Below are 15,991 nucleotides of genomic sequence, written 5' to 3'. Positions count from 1 at the left end.
GGGTCAGGAGGCGGCGAGCTCGCGGGCGCGGGCCAGGGCCGCGTCGGTGGCGCGGGTGAAGAGGGCGGCGAGGTCGGCCTCCTGCAGCACGGCGATCGCGCGCTCGGTCGTGCCGTTCGGGCTGGTGACCCGGCGGCGCAGCTCGGCCGGCTCCTCGCCGGAGTGCACGAGCAGCTCGGCGGCGCCCCGGAAGGTGCCGGTGACCATCGTCGCCGCCTGCTCGGGCGTGAAGCCCTTCGCGAGCGCCGCGGCGGTCAGCTCCTCGACCAGGAGGAAGACGTAGGCGGGCCCCGATCCCGAGATCGTCGAGAGCGCGTCGAGCTGCGACTCCGGCACCTCCACCACCTCGCCGACGGTCTCGAACAGCCGGCGCACCAGCGCCAGGTCGTCCTCGCTCGAGCGGGTGCCGGCGCTCAGGCCGGTGACCGCGCGGCCCACGACGGCCGGGGTGTTCGGCATCGAGCGGAGCACGGACACCGACGCGGGCAGGTGCGCCTCGAACGTCGCGACGGTCACTCCCGCCGCGACGCTGACCACGATCGTCCCGGGGGCGAGCGCGTCGGCGATCTCGTCGAGCAGCGCGGGCACCATGTGCGGCTTCACGGCCACCAGCACCACGGCGGCGCCGTCGACCGCGCGCCGGTTCGCCTCCGGGTCGTCGGCGGTCGCGAACGCGGTCACCACCGGGTGGCCGCTCCAGCGCGCCGCCTTCTCCGCGTCGCGGTTGGTCACGCGGACACCGCCCTGCACCTCCACGCCGGGAGCGAGCAGTCCGCTGAGGATCGCGCCCCCCATCGAGCCGAGCCCGAGGACGGCGATGGACGGGAGCTGCACGGGTGCGTCGGTCATCCGCCCATCGTACGAAGGCGATCTCCGCGCAAGGGGCACGACTCGGTCGACGGCGGGAGCCTGCTGCCCGGCGCCCGCCTCCTAGGATGGGCCGACCACCCCCGAGCACCAGCACCCCGACGAGTCACCCCGAGGAGACCCCGTGAGCGCATCCGGAGGCGGTTCCGCCATCATCGCGGCGCTGGCCGCGAACCTCGGCATCGCGCTGACCAAGCTCGTCGCCTGGTTCTTCTCCGGCTCGGCCTCGATGCTGGCCGAGGGCGTGCACTCGCTCGCCGACTCCGGCAACCAGCTGCTGCTGCTGCTCGGCGGCCGCAAGTCGCGGAAGGCCGCCGACGAGGAGCACCCGTTCGGCTACGGCCGCGAGCGCTACGTCTACGCCTTCGTCGTCGCGATCATCCTCTTCTCGGTCGGCGGTGTCTTCTCGATCTACGAGGGTGTCGAGAAGATCGCCGAGCCGCACGAGCTCGAGAACGCCTGGCTGCCGATCCTGGTCCTCCTCGTCTCGATCTGCCTCGAGGGCTACTCGCTGCGCACCGGGGTCAAGGAGTCGAACAAGGTCCGCGGGCAGCAGTCCTGGCTGCAGTTCATCCGCCGGGCGAAGGCGCCGGAACTGCCGGTCGTGCTGCTCGAGGACGTCGCCGCGCTCACCGGTCTCGTCTTCGCGCTGCTCGGCGTCGGCCTCTCGGTGATCACCGGGAACACGGTCTTCGACGCGATCGGCACCATCATGATCGGCACCCTGCTGGTCGTCGTCGCGATCGTCCTCGGCGTCGAGACCAAGAGCCTGCTGGTCGGCGAGGGCGCGACCCCGGCCGACGCCGCGGCGATCCGCGCGGCCATCGAGGCCGGTCCGGACGTCGAGCGCGTCATCCACATGAAGACCCTCTACCTCGGTCCGGACGAGATCCTCGTCGCCGCCAAGCTCGCTTTCCCCGCCGCCGAGACCATGGCCGAGCTGGCCGCGGGGATCGACGCGACGGAGAAGCGGATCCGCGACGCGGTCCCGGCCGCCCACGTCATCTACCTCGAACCCGACGTCGACCGCGGGGCGACGCCGCCCGCGGAGCCGGCTGCCACCAGCGGGAGCGCCGGCTGATGCGCCGGGTCCTCGCGATCGTCAACGAGCGCGGCGCCGGACTCGGCGCCCTCGAGCCGATGCTGCGCGACCGGGGCTTCGCGGTCGACGCGGTCGCCGGCACCGACCTCGACTCGGTCGACATCCTCGCGCCCGATCTCGTCGTCACCCTCGGCTCGAGCGCCGGCGTCTACGAGACCGCCCGGCACCCCTTCATCTCGCCCGAGATCGCCCTGCTGCAGGACCGGCTGCACCACCGCCGGCCGACCCTCGGCGTCTGCTTCGGCGCGCAGCTGATCGCCGCCGCGCTCGGCGAGGAGGTCCGGCCGGGCCCGACCCGCGAGGTCGGCTTCCGCGGCATCGTCGCGACCGAGGCGGGGACCCGCTCGCCGCTGCGCCACCTCGCCGAGGTCCCGGTGATGCAGTGGCACAGCGACACCTTCGACCTGCCGGCGGGGACGACCCTGCTCGCCTCCTCGCCCTCCTACGCCGTCGAGGCGTTCGCGATCGACGACTGGCTGCTCGGCGTGCAGTTCCACCCGGAGCTCACCGGCGAGCTGGCCGCGCGCTGGCTCGAGGGCGACGCCGAGTACGCCGCGGGAGCGGGCTACGGGCACGAGCAGCTCGAGGACGACGTGCGCGAGGGCCGCTTCGAGCGGATGCGGACGGCGACGGAGGCGGCGCTGACCGAGTGGGTCGGCGCGCAGGGCTGACCGCGCTCCGGCCCGCTCAGCGCTTCGCCGCGAAGAAGTCGAGCAGCAGCCGGGCGCCCTCGTCGGCGCGCAGCCCCGGGTACACCTCGACCACGTGGTGAAGCCGTCGATCGCGGAGGAGGTCGTGCACCGAGCCGGCCGCGCCCGCCTTCTCGTCCCACGCCCCGAAGACGACGCGCTCGAGCCGGGAGGCGAGGATCGCGCCCGCGCACATCGCGCACGGCTCGAGCGTGACCACGAGGGTGCAGCCCGCGAGCTGCCAGTCGCCGCGGACCGCCGCGGCCTCCCGCAGTGCGACGACCTCGGCGTGCGCCGTCGGATCCGTGTGCAGCTCGCGCTCGTTGCGTCCGCGCCCGATCACCGCACCCTCGGCGTCCACGACCACCGCGCCGACCGGCACGTCGCCCCACTCGGCGGCCCGGCGGGCCTCGTCGAGCGCGAGCCGCATCCAGGCGTCCGCCTCGGGAGGGAGGGGGAGGTCGCTCTCGCGCATCGCGCCCCCCTCGTCCGGCTCCGGCCGACTCCGACCGGCAAGTAGATTGAGCTTATGCGCGTCCATGTAGCCGACCACCCGCTGATCACGCACAAGCTCACCGTGCTGCGCGACAAGCGCACCCCCTCCCCCACCTTCCGGCAGCTCGCCGAGGAGCTGATGACCCTGCTCGCCTACGAGGCGACCCGCGGCGTCCGCACCCGCACCGTCACCATCGAGACGCCGGTCACCACGACCACCGGTCTCGCGCTGAGCGACCCGCAGCCGCTGGTCGTGCCGATCCTGCGCGCGGGCCTCGGGATGCTCGAGGGCATGGTCAAGCTCATCCCCACCGCCGAGGTGGGCTTCCTGGGCATGGCACGCAACGAGGAGACCCTCGAGCCGACCACCTACGCCGAGCGCCTGCCCGACGACCTGTCCAACCGCCAGTGCTTCGTGCTCGACCCGATGCTCGCCACCGGCGGCTCGCTGATCGCGGCCATCCAGTTCCTCTTCGACCGCGGCGCCGAGGACGTCACCGCCGTCTGCCTGCTCGCCGCTCCCGAGGGCCTCGCGGCCGTGGAGAAGGCGTTCGTCGGCAAGGACGTGACCATCGTCCTCGGCTCGCTCGACGAGAAGCTCAACGAGCTGGGCTACATCGTCCCCGGCCTCGGCGACGCGGGCGACCGCCTCTACGGGCTCGCCGGCTGAGCCGCTCCGGGCGCCCGCCGCGGCGCCCGGAGCGCGCCAGTGTGCGCGCCAGTGTGCGCGGATCTGTTGACGGGGTCCGCCACCATCCGCTTTACTTTCGACCATGACTGACAACGCGCACGCCCTGACCTCCCTTGAGGCCATCGGGGATGCCGGCATGATGATGGCCGGCGGCCTCGTCCTGCGCTGTCGAATGTGCGCCTGAGGAATCACCCTCGCCGGTTCTCCGCACAGCCTCCGCCCCCGATCGCACTGATCGTCACGATCCTCCGATCGGCCGGGCGTCGCAGGCGCGGTGAACCCCTGGATGCCCCGCATCCGCCCCTGCCGGCCCGCACCTCGTGCACCGGCTCTCGCGCGCACACCCGGATCCGCTCCCCGGACACTCGTCCCGGATCCGACCAGCCCAAGGATTCGTCATGTCCCTCCTCCACGCCCGTCCCGTCTCCGCTCCCGCCGAGGCCCCCCGCCTCCAGGCCGCCCCCGAGCCCGCGCCCGCCGCTCCCCGGCTCCGCGCCGTGCCGCAGGGCACCGAGGCCCGCGGCTTCGCCCTCTACGTCGGCATCGACGAGGCCAAGGCCCGCGCCGCCGGCATCGACCTCGGCCGCCTGGTCGAGGAGCTCAAGCGGGTCACCGCCGAGTTCGCTCCCGACGCCGAGACCTACGCCTCCGTCGCCCTCGCCCCCCAGGGCGCCGGCGGCCGCGACGTCGACGTCGTCCGCCTCGCCCTCCAGGACCCGGCCGCCGTCGCCCGCCGCCGCTCCGAGACCGAGCCCGACCTCGACCGAGCCCCCGGCGGCGTCGTCATCGACATCTCGCGCAAGCGCGTCATCCTCGACGACGAGACCACCGCCCTCACCTACAAGGAGTTCGAGCTGCTGCAGTACCTCGTCCTCCGCGAGGGCCGCACCATCGAGCGCGCCGAGCTGATCTCCTCACTCTGGGGAGCCGCCGACGACGACGCCCCCAACGAGCGCACCATCGACGTCCACGTCCGCCGCCTCCGCGCCAAGCTCGGCCGCTACGAGGACATCGTCCGCACCGTCCGCGGCGTCGGCTACCGCTTCGACCGCCACGCCGACGTCGCCATCCGCTACGCGTCCACCCCTAGCCCCGATCTGTTCTGAATTGCTGCGCGAGCGCGAGCGCTCGCTCCGCCGCGGTCGGCTCCGAGGGAGGTCGCGTTCCATACAGCGTCCTGCGTACGGCTCGTGGAAAACGCTGACACGCGTTTTCCACCTGACGCCTCGCGGGCGGCCGCTGGTCGTTCGGCCCGAGTCGGACGAGGAGTCGGCGGCAGCTCATGCTGGTCGAGTAGCCGCGGGACGCGGCGTATCGAGACCCGCCCCCGTACGGAGCGTGGATCTCGATACGCCCGCGGAGCGGGCTACTCGATCAACATGCAGGAAGGCGGCGACGCTGCGCGCGCCTGCCGACACCTGCGGACGCCGAGCCCGGCAGGTGGAGGCCGCACAAGCATGCTGGTCGAGTAGCCGCGGCACGCGGCGTATCGAGACCCACGCCTCTGCGGTGGGGGATCTCGATACGCCCGCGGAGCGGGCTACTCGATCAGCATGAAAGGGACAGCGGCGCCTCGCGCGTCTGCAACCGGCAGCGCTCCGCGTGCCTGCGGGTCCCGCGCTCGGTCGACGGAGGCCGCGCCATCATGCTGGTCGAGTAGGCGCGGGACGCGGCGTATCGAGACCCCGCCTCCGGGGCGACGCGGGGTCACAGGGAAACCTCAGGAAATCGGTCCTTGCGGCGTTATCGATCCGTTATATAGTTCAAGTGCGTCGACCGTTTGCTGTGGCGGGAAGCGCAAGAAGTGATTGCAGGACACTCTTGGTGCAAGGGAATGAAGGCCGGCCGCTCGCCTCAGCGGCCGGCCTTCTGTCGTTCCCGGACCGAGTCCCGCCTCTGCGCGACGCCCCGCGGTCGCGCCCGCGCCCGCGGGCCTGACGGCTGTCGAGACGCCGTATCCTGAACGGAACACAAGGAGGATGCGTGAGCTCGAGACGTGCGGTCGCCGCGTGGGAGTCGCTGTTCCGAGCGCAGGTGCACGTGATGCGGGCGCTGAGCACCGACTTCCCGTCGAAGGAGATCTCGCTCAACGAGTACGACGTCCTCTTCAACCTCACGCTCCAGCCCGAGCGCCGGGCCCGGCTCCGGGACCTGAACAAGCACGTCCTCCTCACGCAGCCGAGCGTCAGCCGCCTGATCGACCGCCTGGTCGCCCGCGGCTGCGTGACCAAGAGCGAGGACCCGACCGACGCGCGCGGCACGGTCATCCAGATCACCGACGAGGGCTACGCGCTCTTCCGACGGGTGGCGATGACACACATGCAGACGATCTCGGACCACGTCGGAGCGGCCCTCGACGACGACGAGCTCGACCAGCTGACCGCCCTCTGCGACAAGCTGCGCGAGCGCGTCGCCTCGGCCTGAGCGACCCCGCCCTCCGCTAGCACGCCCCGCCGCCGCGCGGCCAGCACTTCGCAGGGGCGCCGCGCTCGCGGATCATGGAGGGACCATGAGCAGCTCCTCCCCCACCCTCGTCTGGCTCCGCGACGACCTGCGTCTCGCCGACAATCCGGCACTCCGGGCCGCGATCGACCGCGGCGGCCCCGTCGCCGTCTGCTACGTGCTCGACGAGGAGTCCGACGGCATCCGACCGCTCGGCGGCGCGGCCCGCTGGTGGCTGCACGGGAGCCTGCTCGCGCTCGCGGGCGACCTCGAGGAGGCCGGAGCGTCCCTGATCCTGCGCCGCGGACCGGCCGAGGCCGTCGTCCTGCAGCTCGCCGAGGAGCTGGGCGCGGGCGCGGTGCACTGGAACCGCCGCTACGGCAAGGCGGAGCGGACCGTCGACGCCGCGATCAAGGAGGCGCTGCGCGACCGGGACGTCGAGGCGGAGAGCCACCAGGGCTCGCTGCTCTTCGAGCCGTGGACCGTGCAGACCGGCGGCGGCACCCCCTACTCCGTCTACACGCCGTTCGCGCGCGCCTGCCGCAACCGGGACACCCCGCGCGCTCCCGTGCCGCGGCCGCGCGAGATCGACGGGATCGCGACGAAGGCGGCCTCCGACGACCTCGACGACTGGCAGCTGCTGCCGACCAGCCCCGACTGGGCGGGCGGGCTCCGCGAGCGCTGGGTGCCGGGCGAGAAGGCGGCGGCGAAGCGGCTGCGTGCGTTCCTCGCGGAGCAGCTCGACGACTACGCAGACGACAGGAACCTGCCGGCGCGCGATGCCACCTCGAACCTGTCGCCGCACCTGCGCTGGGGCGAGATCAGCCCGTTCCAGGTCTGGCACGCGCTCGAGGAGGCGCACGCGAAGGGGCAGCACCGCGGTGAGGGCAGCGACCGCTTCCTCGCCGAGGTGCTCTGGCGCGAGTTCTGCTACCACCTGCTCTTCCACTGGCCCGACCTCGCGACCGCCAACTTCGACTCCCGCTTCGACTCCTTCCCCTGGGGCCACCCGGGCGAGGCCAGGATCGATGCCTGGCACCAGGGCCGCACCGGCTTCCCGCTCGTCGACGCGGGGATGCGCGAGCTGTGGAAGACCGGCTACATGCACAACCGGGTCCGGATGGTCACCGCGTCGTTCCTGATCAAGAACCTGCTGGTCGACTGGCGGGTGGGCGAGGACTGGTTCTGGGACACGCTCGTGGACGCGGACCCGGCGAGCAACGCCGCCAACTGGCAGTGGGTCGCTGGGTCCGGCGCCGACGCGTCGCCGTTCTTCCGCGTGTTCAACCCCGTCACGCAGTCGAAGAAGTTCGACCCGGAGGGCGGCTACCTGCGCGAGTACGTCCCGGAGCTGGCCGAGCTCGACCGCACCGTGATCCACGAGCCGTGGACGCTCGGCGACACGCTGACGCCGGAGGCGGACGGCTACCCCGCGCCGATCCTCGACCTCAAGGAGACGCGGGTGCACGCCCTGGACGCGTTCGCGGTGATCAAGAGCGCGAAGCGCGACATCTCGCGCCGCGACGAGGACGACTGAGACCCCACCTCGGCCGTGGACGGACCGGCCTTCGACGGCTCGGCCCTAGATGTACATCGCGGGGTCGATCCAGAAGGCCGGGTCCGCGAGCGCGTCGTCGGCGCGGCCCAGCGCGCGCAGATCGCGGGCGGGGATCCCGACCAGCACGGCCCCGTCCGGGGCGTCCTTCACCACGACCGCGTTCGCGCCGACGCTCACGTCCGAGCCGAGCACGATCGGCCCGAGGATCACGGCCCCCGCGCCGACGACCACGCGGTCGCCGAGCGTCGGGTGGCGCCGCTCGCGCTTCGCCGACTTCCCGCCCAGTGTGACGGAGTGGTAGAGCATGCAGTCGTCGCCGATCCGCGCCGTCTCGCCGATCACGACGCCCATGCCGTGGTCGATGAAGAGCCGGCGGCCGATCGTCGCGCCGGGGTGGATCTCCACTCCGGTCGCGGCGCGGGCCGCCTGCGCGAGCAGCCGCGCAGGCAGGCGCGCGCCGCGCCGCCACCACCGGTGGGCGAGGCGGTGCACCCAGACCGCGTGCAGCCCGGGGTAGGCGAGCACCACCTCCGCCGCGCTCCGGGCCGCGGGATCGCGCAGGCGCGCGGCCGCCACGTCCTCGCGGAGGCGCGCGAGGGCCGTGAGGCGTCCCGTCGTGCCGCGACGGGGTCCGGCGGTGCTCAGCTGCGGAGGTCCTCGTAGAGGACCGTCGAGATGTACCGCTCGCCGAAGTCGCAGACGATCGCGACGATCGTCCTGCCCGCGTTCTCGGGGCGCTTCGCGACCTCGAGCGCCGCCCACATGATCGAGCCGGAGGAGATGCCGCCGAGGATGCCCTCCTGCGCCGCCATCGCGCGCGCGACGCGCACCGAGTCGTCGAGGGTGACGTCGATGATCTCGTCGTAGACGTCGCGGTCGAGGTTGGCGGGCACGAAGTTGGCGCCGATCCCCTGGATCTTGTGCGGCCCGGCCGTGCCCTGCGTGAGGAGCGGCGAGTCGATCGGCTCGACGCCGATGATCTGCACGCCGGGCTTGCGCTCCTTGAGGACCTGGCCGACGCCGGTGATGGTGCCGCCCGTGCCGATGCCGGCGACGAAGACGTCGACCTCGCCGTCGGTGTCCTCCCAGATCTCCTCGGCCGTCGTGCGGCGGTGCACCTCGGGGTTGGCGGCGTTCTCGAACTGACGGGCGAGCACGGCGCCCGGGGTCTCGGCGACGATGGCCTGCGCCCTCTCGACCGCGCCGCGCATGCCCTCGGAGCCGGGGGTCAGCACGATCTCGGCGCCGTAGGCGCGCAGCAGGACCCGGCGCTCGGTCGACATCGTCTCGGGCATCGTCAGGATCACCTTGTAGCCGCGGGCCGCGCCGACCATGGCCAGCGCGATGCCGGTGTTGCCGCTCGTGCCCTCGACGATCGTGCCACCGGGCGGCAGCTCCCCCGACGCCTCGGCGGCGTCGACGATCGCGACGCCGATGCGGTCCTTCACGCTGTTCGCGGGGTTGTAGAACTCGAGCTTGGCCAGGACGACGGCGCTGTCCGCTCCGTCGAGGCGGTTGATGCGGACGAGCGGGGTCCTGCCGACGAGCTGCGTCACGTCGTCGTGGATGCGTGCCATGGTGTGTGCTTTCTGCCGGGGCCGACCGCCCCGGGGGCCCGGGGCGACTGGTGGTGCGGTGATGCCGACGCTCCCCTCGCGGGGACGCACCCTCCACGATACGGAAGCGGCGTGCCCGGGGGCGCCTTCCGTCGGTCATGCGCGCCGGATTCCCACCTCCGGGTCGCCGACCGATTCCGAGGTCGCGGACGCCTCGTCACAGGTGCATCTCGTCCTCTCGGAGGACCCCCTCCTCCCGGGCGCGTCGCGTACCATGACCGAGGGGATTCGCACGACCGGCGCGACGACCCGCCACCCTGCATTCGCGCGGCACCACCGCGCCGGAAGGACCTCCCGCTCCATGGCTCTCCCCACCGCATCCCGCAGCTCCGCTCGACCGCTCGGGATGTCGTTGCGGGCAGTGCTGGGCTTCATCGGGATGAGTGCCGTGGCGGGCGTGCTGATCACCGTCGGCGTCACTCCGGCGCTCGCGCTGACGGGCCTCGCGACCAGCAACACCATCGGCATGTTCCAGAACCTGCCCGGCTACCTCGACGCCGGCCAGCTGATGCAGCGCACCAACATCTACGCGGGCGACGGCACCACCCTCCTCGCCTCCGTCTACAACCAGAACCGCGTCGAGGTCGGCTGGGACGAGGTCGCGCAGACCGCCAAGGACGCCGCGGTCGCCGGTGAGGACCCGCGCTTCTACGAGCACGGCGGCATCGACCTGCAGGGCACGCTCCGCGCGCTCGCGGTCACGCTGACCGGCGACGACCTGCAGGGCGGCTCGTCGATCACGCAGCAGTACGTCAAGAACGTCCTCGTGCAGAAGGCCGAGTCGATCACCGACGAGGCGGAGCGCGACGCCGCCTACAAGCTCGCCACCGACCCGACCCCCGAGCGCAAGCTCAAGGAGATGCGCCTCGCGATCGGCCTCGAGAAGGAGACGTCGAAGGACGACATCCTGCTCGGCTACCTCAACATCGCGCTCTTCGGCGGCACGGTCTACGGCATCGAGGCCGCGGCCAACTACTACTACGGCATCCCCGCCAGCCAGCTCTCGACCTCGCAGGCGGCGTCGCTGCTGGCGATCGTCAACAACCCGTCGAAGTTCCGCTTCGACGACCCGACGGACGAGGCGAACGGCGCCGCGAACGGCTACGCCGCGACCAAGGAGCGCCGCGACTACATCCTGGCCGAGGAGCTGAAGTACTCGAAGATCAGCCAGGAGGTCTACGACGCGGCGATCGCCGAGCCGATCACGCCGAACATCACGGAGCCCTCCACCGGCTGCGCCACCGCGGGCAACGCGGCGTACTTCTGCGAGTACGTGCTGAACGTGCTGCGCAACGACGAGGCGTTCGGCGCCGACGACGACGAGCGCTACCAGCGGATCCGCCAGGGCGGCTTCGACATCGTCACGACGCTCGACCTCGACATCCAGCAGGTCTCGCAGGCGGCGATCAACGCCTACATCCCGTCGTACGACCCCCGCTTCCAGGTCGGCGCGACCGCCGCGTCGGTCGAGGCGGGCACCGGCCGCGTGCTGTCGATGGTGCAGAACACGAAGTACAGCCAGGACGAGGAGTTCCTCGCCGCGAACCCCGGGTACAGCGCGATCAACCTCAACGTCGACGTCGGGATGGGCGGCACCTCCGGCGTGCAGACCGGCTCGACCTACAAGGTCTTCACGCTCGCGCAGTGGCTGCAGGCGGGTCACACGCTGAACGAGTCGTTCCCGTCGCCGACCTCGGGGTTCCGCTCGTACCCGCAGAAGTGCAATGTCGCGAATGATGGGCTCTTCACCGAGCGGTTCACTCCGAAGAACGACAACTCGTCCGAGGACGCCTCCTCCATGACCGCGGTACAGGCGACGGCGAACTCGATCAACACCGGCTTCATGGGCATGGCCAACCAGCTCGACGTCTGCGACATCCGCACCACGGCGGAGTCGTTCGGCATTCACCGCGCCGACGCCAAGGAGCTGGAGAGCAGACCTGCTTCAGTTCTCGGCACCAACCCGATCGCGCCGCTCACCCTCGCCAACGCCTACGCCGGCATCGCGAACGACGGGGCGACGTGCGAAACGATCGTCATCGACCGAATCACGGACAGCACCGGTGCGGCGGTCGCGCCGCCCGCCTCGTCCTGCGCGCCGTCCGTCACCCCCGAGGTCGCGCGGGGCATGCAGTACGCGATGCAGCGCGTCATCACGTCGGGTACCGCCACCGCCTCGGACCCGCGCGACGGCATCGAGCACATCGGCAAGACGGGCACGACCGATGAGGCGGCGGACGTCTGGACCGCCGGCGCCAGCCGCTCCGCGTCACTCGCTGTCTGGGTCGGCAGCATCAAGGGCTTCGACGACGGGTCGAAGCAGAACCTCCGCACCACGCGGCTCACCGGCGAGGAGGGGACGATCCGTGCCGCTGACGCGCGTCACGCGATCTGGAAGCCGATCATGACGGCGCTCGATCAGAAGTACGGCGGTGACGACTTCATCGCCCCGCCCGCCACGATGCTCGCGTCCTCGCCGCGCACCGCCACACTGACCGAGGTGCCGGACGTGACCGGCCTGACGGTCGCTGCGGCCACCGCCACGCTCACCGCCGCGGGCTTCACCGTCGGCAAGAGCGAGCCCGTCGAACTGGCGACCATCCCCGCGGGCTCCGTGGTCTCGACGACGCCCAGCGCGGACGAGACGGTTCTCCGCGGAGCCATCATCCCCCTGCAGGTGAGCACCGGCGAGGCGCCGACGAACGTCAACGACATCGCCGATCGTGATGGAGACCTGCTCGATTAGGGACGCCGGTGAGCAGGCCGCGCCTGACGGCGCGCGCCGTCCCAGCGTGCGTCTCGTGCCATCGATGAGTCGAGTGACTCGGCCTGACTAGCGTCTCCGCTGGGGACGACGATCGTCGCCGTACCCGGTGACGAAGGAGTCAGCCATGCAGTGGACCCAGAGAAGCGGAACGAGCAGTCGGAGTGACGCACTCCCCGCGACGGCGAGAGGCCGACGGCCCTGGTGGAGATCGCTGGCCGCGGTCGCCGTGGCCTCTTTGATCCTGACGGCCACAGTCTTCGCGCCGGCCGCGCAGGCCACCGATCAGTTCGGCAACGAGACGTCATACAGGTATCAAAACGAATCGTGCGTCGGACCGGAGAATGCATTCTGGTGGTCGGACTCGTCCTGCTCCTACCCGCCGGGCTACTCGAAGATCGATTCGCGCTCGCTCAATGGACGGTACCGCTCGACCTTCCAAGCCGACGGCAACTGGGTGGTCTACGACGGTGACAATGCGATCTGGTCGAGCGGTACGGCCGGGCGTGGAGCGACGAACATCAAGTTCCAGGGAGACAGCAACATCGTCATCTATCGCAATTCGGTCGTCCTCTGGTCGTCGAATCCACGGCGCTCCTGCAGCACTGAAAAGGGCAAGACTCTGACCATGCAGGACGACGGCAACCTGGTCTTCACACAGGACACCCCGGGTGACTTCACGAGCCCGCACCACTTCACGGTCCTGTGGTCCTCGCGCGGAGGAACCAGGACGTCGTGCGACTGATCAGCCGACCCGGAGTAGCTGTTGCGTGTGATGCGCGGGCGCGCCTGGGCGGGGATGTCGGGAGCGTCGCCTAGGGTGCTGGTGCACCGAGAGGATCCATCCTGAAGCGTCCGAACGTTCCCGTCTTCCAGCCCCGTCGCACCGTCCACGGGGCTCTCGGCGCGCTGTTCGGATTCGTGATCGTCAGCGTGCTGGCCGGGCTGCTCGCGACGATCGTCGTGGCGCCGGCGGTCGCGCTCACCGGGGCGGCCACCTCGGGCACGATCTCGGCGTTCCAGTCGCTGCCGAGCTACCTCGAGGTCGGCGAGCTGATGCAGAAGACCGACGTCTACGCCGGCGACCCCGAGGACCCGACGCTCCTCGCCTCCTTCTACGACCAGAACCGGATCGAGGTCGCCGCCGACCAGATCGCGGCGCCGGTCTTCGACGCCCTCGTCTCGAGCGAGGACCCGCGCTACTACGAGCACGGCGGCATCGACCTGCAGGGCACCCTGCGCGCCGTCGCGAGCACCTACCTCCTCGACGCGGCGCCGCAGGGCGGCTCGTCGATCACGCAGCAGTACGTCAAGAACGTGCTCGTGCAGAAGGCCGAGTCGATCAGCGACGAGACCGAGCGCGCCGCGGCCTACGCGGAGGCGACGGCGACCACTCCCGAGCGCAAGCTCAAGGAGATGCGCCTCGCGATCGGGGTGGAGAAGGAGTACTCGAAGGACGAGATCCTCCTCGGCTACCTCAACATCGCCCTCTTCGGCGGCACCGTCTACGGCATCGAGGCCGCGGCCGAGTACTACTACGGCATCGACGCGGCCGACCTCTCGGTCGGGCAGTCGGCCGCGCTGCTGGCGATCGTCAACAATCCGGAGAAGTTCCGCTTCGACCGCCCCGACGACCCCGACAACGGCGAGGCGAACGGCTACGCGCTGACCACGAGCCGGCGCGACTACATCCTCGACCGGATGCTCGAGTACGGGAAGATCGACGCCGCGACCCGCGACGCCGCGAAGGCCGCGCCGATCGAGCCGGTCATCACTCCCCCGTCGACCGGCTGCCAGACCGCGGGCAGCGCCGCCTACTTCTGCGACTACGTCTCGCACGTGCTGCGCAACGACCCGGCCCTCGGCGCCACCGCCGACGAGCGCTACGCGGCGCTCAAGCGCGGCGGGCTCAAGGTCTACACGACGATCGACCTCGCCATGCAGGACACCTCGGCGCAGGTCATGACCGACCAGGTGCCCGCGACCGACCCGCGCTTCGACGTCGGGGCCGCGGCCGTCGGCGTGGAGACCGGGACCGGGCGGATCCTGAGCATGGTGCAGAACAAGAAGTACAGCCAGGACCCGGAGCAGATCGCCTCGGCCGACGGCGCCGAGTACTCGGCGATCAACCTCTCGGTCGACGCGGCCTACGGGGGCGGCAACGGCTTCCAGCCGGGCTCCACCTACAAGGTCTTCACGCTGATGGAGTGGCTGCAGGACGGGCACACCCTGCTCGAGCAGTTCGACGCGAAGAACAAGAACTGGACCGGCTTCCAGGACAGCTGCGAGGGCCCGCAGGACTACGGGGTGTTCAATCCGAACAACAACGGCGGGCAGATCTTCCCTGCCTCGCTGAACGCACTGGAGTCCACGATCGACTCCATCAACACCGGCTTCATCGGCATGGCGCACCTGCTCGACCTCTGCGACATCCGCAAGACCGCGGAGGCGTTCGGCGTGCATCGGGCGGATGCGACCCCGCTGCTCGAATCCCCGGCGACCGTGCTCGGCACGAACGAGATCGCGCCGCTGACCATGGCGGTCGCCTACGCGGGCGTCGCGAACGACGGCCGGACCTGCAGCGCGGTGGCCATCGACTCGATCGTCGGGCCCGAGGGGCAGGACATCGAGGCGCCCGCCTCGACCTGCACGCAGTCGACGACGACGGCCGTCGCCCGCGCCACGCAGTACGCGCTGCTCGAGGTCACCTCGCAGGGCACCGGTCAGGCGGCGAGCCCCGGCGACGGCATCGAGCACATCACCAAGACCGGCACCACCGACGGCGCGGCCGACGGCTGGACGCTCGGCGCCTCCTCCGAGGTCGCGCTCGCGGTCTGGGTCGGCAGCATCTCGGCGCTGAACGACGCCGGCAAGCGGATGGCGCTCGACTCGATCGACTTCGACAGCGGCTCGGCGATCCTCGCGCGGCACCGGATCTGGAATCCGGTGATGACCGCCTTCGACCGCGAGTACGGCGGCTCCGCCTTCGCGAAGCCCGACCAGTCGCTGGTGAAGGCGCCGATGGTGACGATCCCGGACGTGACCGGGAAGAGCGTCGACGCGGCCGTCAGCGCGCTCAAGGCCGCGGGGTTCGTGGTCGGCGGGATGAGCCAGGTCGACTCGTCGGTGCCCGAGGGCCAGGTCGCCGGGACGGATCCCTCGGCGGGGACCTCGGTGATCCGCGGCTCGGAGATCGGCGTGCGGATCAGCACCGGCTCGACCGCGACGAGCCCGCCGCAGCCGTCGGTCTGAGCCCCAGCGCGTTCCGCCGTCAGTGGTGGAAGCGGTGCACGACCGCGTGGCCCCTGCCGCGGCCGATCAGCCAGCGGTTGACCGGGGTGGTGACCACGAAGGCCAGGACGAGCGAGCCGGCGAGGGAGCCCCAGAAGAGGCCCGTCGCGAGACCCGCGTCCATCGCGCCGGGGATCGCCAGCATCGTCGTGTTGTCGATGACCTCCATCACCGCGATCGAGACGGTGTCCGCCGCGAGGGCGATGCCGACGGCGGCGCGCCAGGAGACCCCCGCGCGGAGCACGCCGCGCATCGTCAGGGCGTAGCCGAAGGCGAAGGCGAGCAGGATCGAGAGCACGACGGTGCCGAGGGTGTGCAGCCCGAGTGCGGTGCCGAGCACCATGCCGAGGACCTCACCGATGGCGCAGCCGGTGAGGCAGTGCAGGGTGGCCGTCGCGGCGGTCCGCCAGGACGTCGTGGCGGAGGACGTGTGCGTGCTGTGGTCGTGCGCGGCGTCGGTCATCGGTGCTCCCTCG

At 71.3% G+C, this 15,991-nt stretch carries 14 protein-coding genes; 9 read left to right on the top strand and 5 right to left on the bottom strand.

The window, feature by feature from the left end; all coding sequences use genetic code 11:
* Nucleotides 1-3 precede the first annotated feature (3 nt).
* Entirely contained in the window at nt 4-849 is an 846-nt protein-coding gene (gene proC / locus EDF45_RS14590; RefSeq protein ID WP_123736764.1) for a pyrroline-5-carboxylate reductase, read from the bottom strand.
* Nucleotides 850-991: 142 nt separating this feature from the next.
* Between proC and EDF45_RS14585 the strand changes: the two genes are divergently transcribed.
* Together EDF45_RS14585 and EDF45_RS14580 are read left to right on the top strand one after the other, a co-directional pair.
* Entirely contained in the window at nt 992-1,948 is a 957-nt protein-coding gene (locus tag EDF45_RS14585; protein ID WP_123736763.1) for a cation diffusion facilitator family transporter, read from the top strand.
* Entirely contained in the window at nt 1,948-2,640 is a 693-nt protein-coding gene (locus tag EDF45_RS14580) for a glutamine amidotransferase-related protein (RefSeq protein WP_123736762.1), read from the top strand. The genes EDF45_RS14585 and EDF45_RS14580 overlap by 1 nt, the downstream gene beginning before the upstream one ends.
* 16 nt (nt 2,641-2,656) lie before the next feature.
* Here EDF45_RS14580 and tadA read toward each other — a convergent pair whose 3' ends face one another.
* Nucleotides 2,657-3,133, bottom strand: coding sequence for a tRNA adenosine(34) deaminase TadA (gene tadA / locus EDF45_RS14575; protein ID WP_260312216.1), 477 nt, complete (start codon nt 3,131-3,133; stop codon nt 2,657-2,659).
* A 54-nt stretch (nt 3,134-3,187) separates the two neighbouring features.
* Here tadA and upp point away from each other — a divergent pair, with 54 nt between their 5' ends.
* The 4 genes from upp (at nt 3,188) to EDF45_RS14555 (ending at nt 7,823) form a co-directional block, all read left to right on the top strand.
* Nucleotides 3,188-3,823 carry a uracil phosphoribosyltransferase gene (gene upp, locus EDF45_RS14570; RefSeq protein ID WP_123446624.1) on the top strand — a complete coding sequence of 212 codons (636 nt, stop codon included), beginning with the start codon at nt 3,188-3,190 and terminating at the stop codon, nt 3,821-3,823.
* A gap of 419 nt (nt 3,824-4,242) precedes the next feature.
* Nucleotides 4,243-4,950, top strand: coding sequence for a winged helix-turn-helix domain-containing protein (locus EDF45_RS14565; RefSeq protein ID WP_123736761.1), 708 nt, complete (start codon nt 4,243-4,245; stop codon nt 4,948-4,950).
* Nucleotides 4,951-5,887: 937 nt separating this feature from the next.
* The gene (locus tag EDF45_RS14560) at nt 5,888-6,268 is read left to right on the top strand and encodes a MarR family winged helix-turn-helix transcriptional regulator (protein WP_123736825.1); all 381 of its coding nucleotides are present in this window, start codon (nt 5,888-5,890) and stop codon (nt 6,266-6,268) included.
* Between the two features lie 85 nt (nt 6,269-6,353).
* Nucleotides 6,354-7,823, top strand: a complete 1,470-nt coding sequence (locus EDF45_RS14555; protein WP_123736760.1) for a deoxyribodipyrimidine photo-lyase — start codon at nt 6,354-6,356, stop codon at nt 7,821-7,823.
* A gap of 45 nt (nt 7,824-7,868) precedes the next feature.
* On the opposite strand, the gene epsC is transcribed toward EDF45_RS14555, so the two are convergent.
* Both epsC and cysK read right to left on the bottom strand, forming a co-directional pair.
* Nucleotides 7,869-8,420: a serine O-acetyltransferase EpsC gene (gene epsC / locus EDF45_RS14550; RefSeq protein ID WP_260312215.1), complete on the bottom strand. Its 552-nt coding sequence runs from the start codon at nt 8,418-8,420 to the stop codon at nt 7,869-7,871.
* Between the two features lie 65 nt (nt 8,421-8,485).
* Nucleotides 8,486-9,421, bottom strand: a complete 936-nt coding sequence (gene cysK, locus EDF45_RS14545; protein ID WP_123736823.1) for a cysteine synthase A — start codon at nt 9,419-9,421, stop codon at nt 8,486-8,488.
* 340 nt (nt 9,422-9,761) lie between these two features.
* Here cysK and EDF45_RS14540 point away from each other — a divergent pair, with 340 nt between their 5' ends.
* From EDF45_RS14540 to EDF45_RS14530, 3 genes are all read left to right on the top strand, one after another.
* On the top strand, nt 9,762-12,206 hold the full coding sequence (locus EDF45_RS14540) for a transglycosylase domain-containing protein (RefSeq protein ID WP_185020199.1): 2,445 nt from the start codon (nt 9,762-9,764) through the stop codon (nt 12,204-12,206).
* 145 nt (nt 12,207-12,351) lie between these two features.
* Nucleotides 12,352-12,969, top strand: coding sequence for a hypothetical protein (locus EDF45_RS14535; RefSeq protein WP_123736758.1), 618 nt, complete (start codon nt 12,352-12,354; stop codon nt 12,967-12,969).
* 176 nt (nt 12,970-13,145) lie between these two features.
* On the top strand, nt 13,146-15,476 hold the full coding sequence (locus tag EDF45_RS14530) for a penicillin-binding protein (protein ID WP_123736757.1): 2,331 nt from the start codon (nt 13,146-13,148) through the stop codon (nt 15,474-15,476).
* Nucleotides 15,477-15,495: 19 nt separating this feature from the next.
* Here the strand turns inward: EDF45_RS14530 and EDF45_RS14525 are convergent, their stop codons facing one another.
* A complete protein-coding gene (locus EDF45_RS14525; protein WP_123736756.1) occupies nt 15,496-15,978 on the bottom strand; it encodes a DUF4396 domain-containing protein in 483 nt (160 codons plus the stop codon).
* Nucleotides 15,979-15,991: the final 13 nt, after the last annotated feature.

It is taken from the genome of Rathayibacter sp. PhB186, from assembly GCF_003751825.1.
GTDB classification, from domain to species: Bacteria; Actinomycetota; Actinomycetes; order Actinomycetales; family Microbacteriaceae; genus Rathayibacter; species Rathayibacter festucae.
The sequence above is the reverse complement of the archived record's forward strand: the minus strand, read 5'-3'. Positions and strand labels throughout refer to the sequence as shown.

Coding starts and splice junctions, on each gene's coding strand:
- EDF45_RS14565 (WP_123736761.1), top strand. CDS start 4,243: ATGTCCCTCCTCCACGCCCGTCCCGTCTCCGCTCCCGCCGAGGCCCCC.
- EDF45_RS14535 (WP_123736758.1), top strand. CDS start 12,352: ATGCAGTGGACCCAGAGAAGCGGAACGAGCAGTCGGAGTGACGCACTC.
- EDF45_RS14560 (WP_123736825.1), top strand. CDS start 5,888: ATGCGGGCGCTGAGCACCGACTTCCCGTCGAAGGAGATCTCGCTCAAC.
- EDF45_RS14580 (WP_123736762.1), top strand. CDS start 1,948: ATGCGCCGGGTCCTCGCGATCGTCAACGAGCGCGGCGCCGGACTCGGC.
- cysK (WP_123736823.1), bottom strand. CDS start 9,421: ATGGCACGCATCCACGACGACGTGACGCAGCTCGTCGGCAGGACCCCG.
- tadA (WP_260312216.1), bottom strand. CDS start 3,133: ATGCGCGAGAGCGACCTCCCCCTCCCTCCCGAGGCGGACGCCTGGATG.
- EDF45_RS14555 (WP_123736760.1), top strand. CDS start 6,354: ATGAGCAGCTCCTCCCCCACCCTCGTCTGGCTCCGCGACGACCTGCGT.
- upp (WP_123446624.1), top strand. CDS start 3,188: ATGCGCGTCCATGTAGCCGACCACCCGCTGATCACGCACAAGCTCACC.
- EDF45_RS14525 (WP_123736756.1), bottom strand. CDS start 15,978: ATGACCGACGCCGCGCACGACCACAGCACGCACACGTCCTCCGCCACG.
- proC (WP_123736764.1), bottom strand. CDS start 849: ATGACCGACGCACCCGTGCAGCTCCCGTCCATCGCCGTCCTCGGGCTC.
- EDF45_RS14540 (WP_185020199.1), top strand. CDS start 9,762: ATGGCTCTCCCCACCGCATCCCGCAGCTCCGCTCGACCGCTCGGGATG.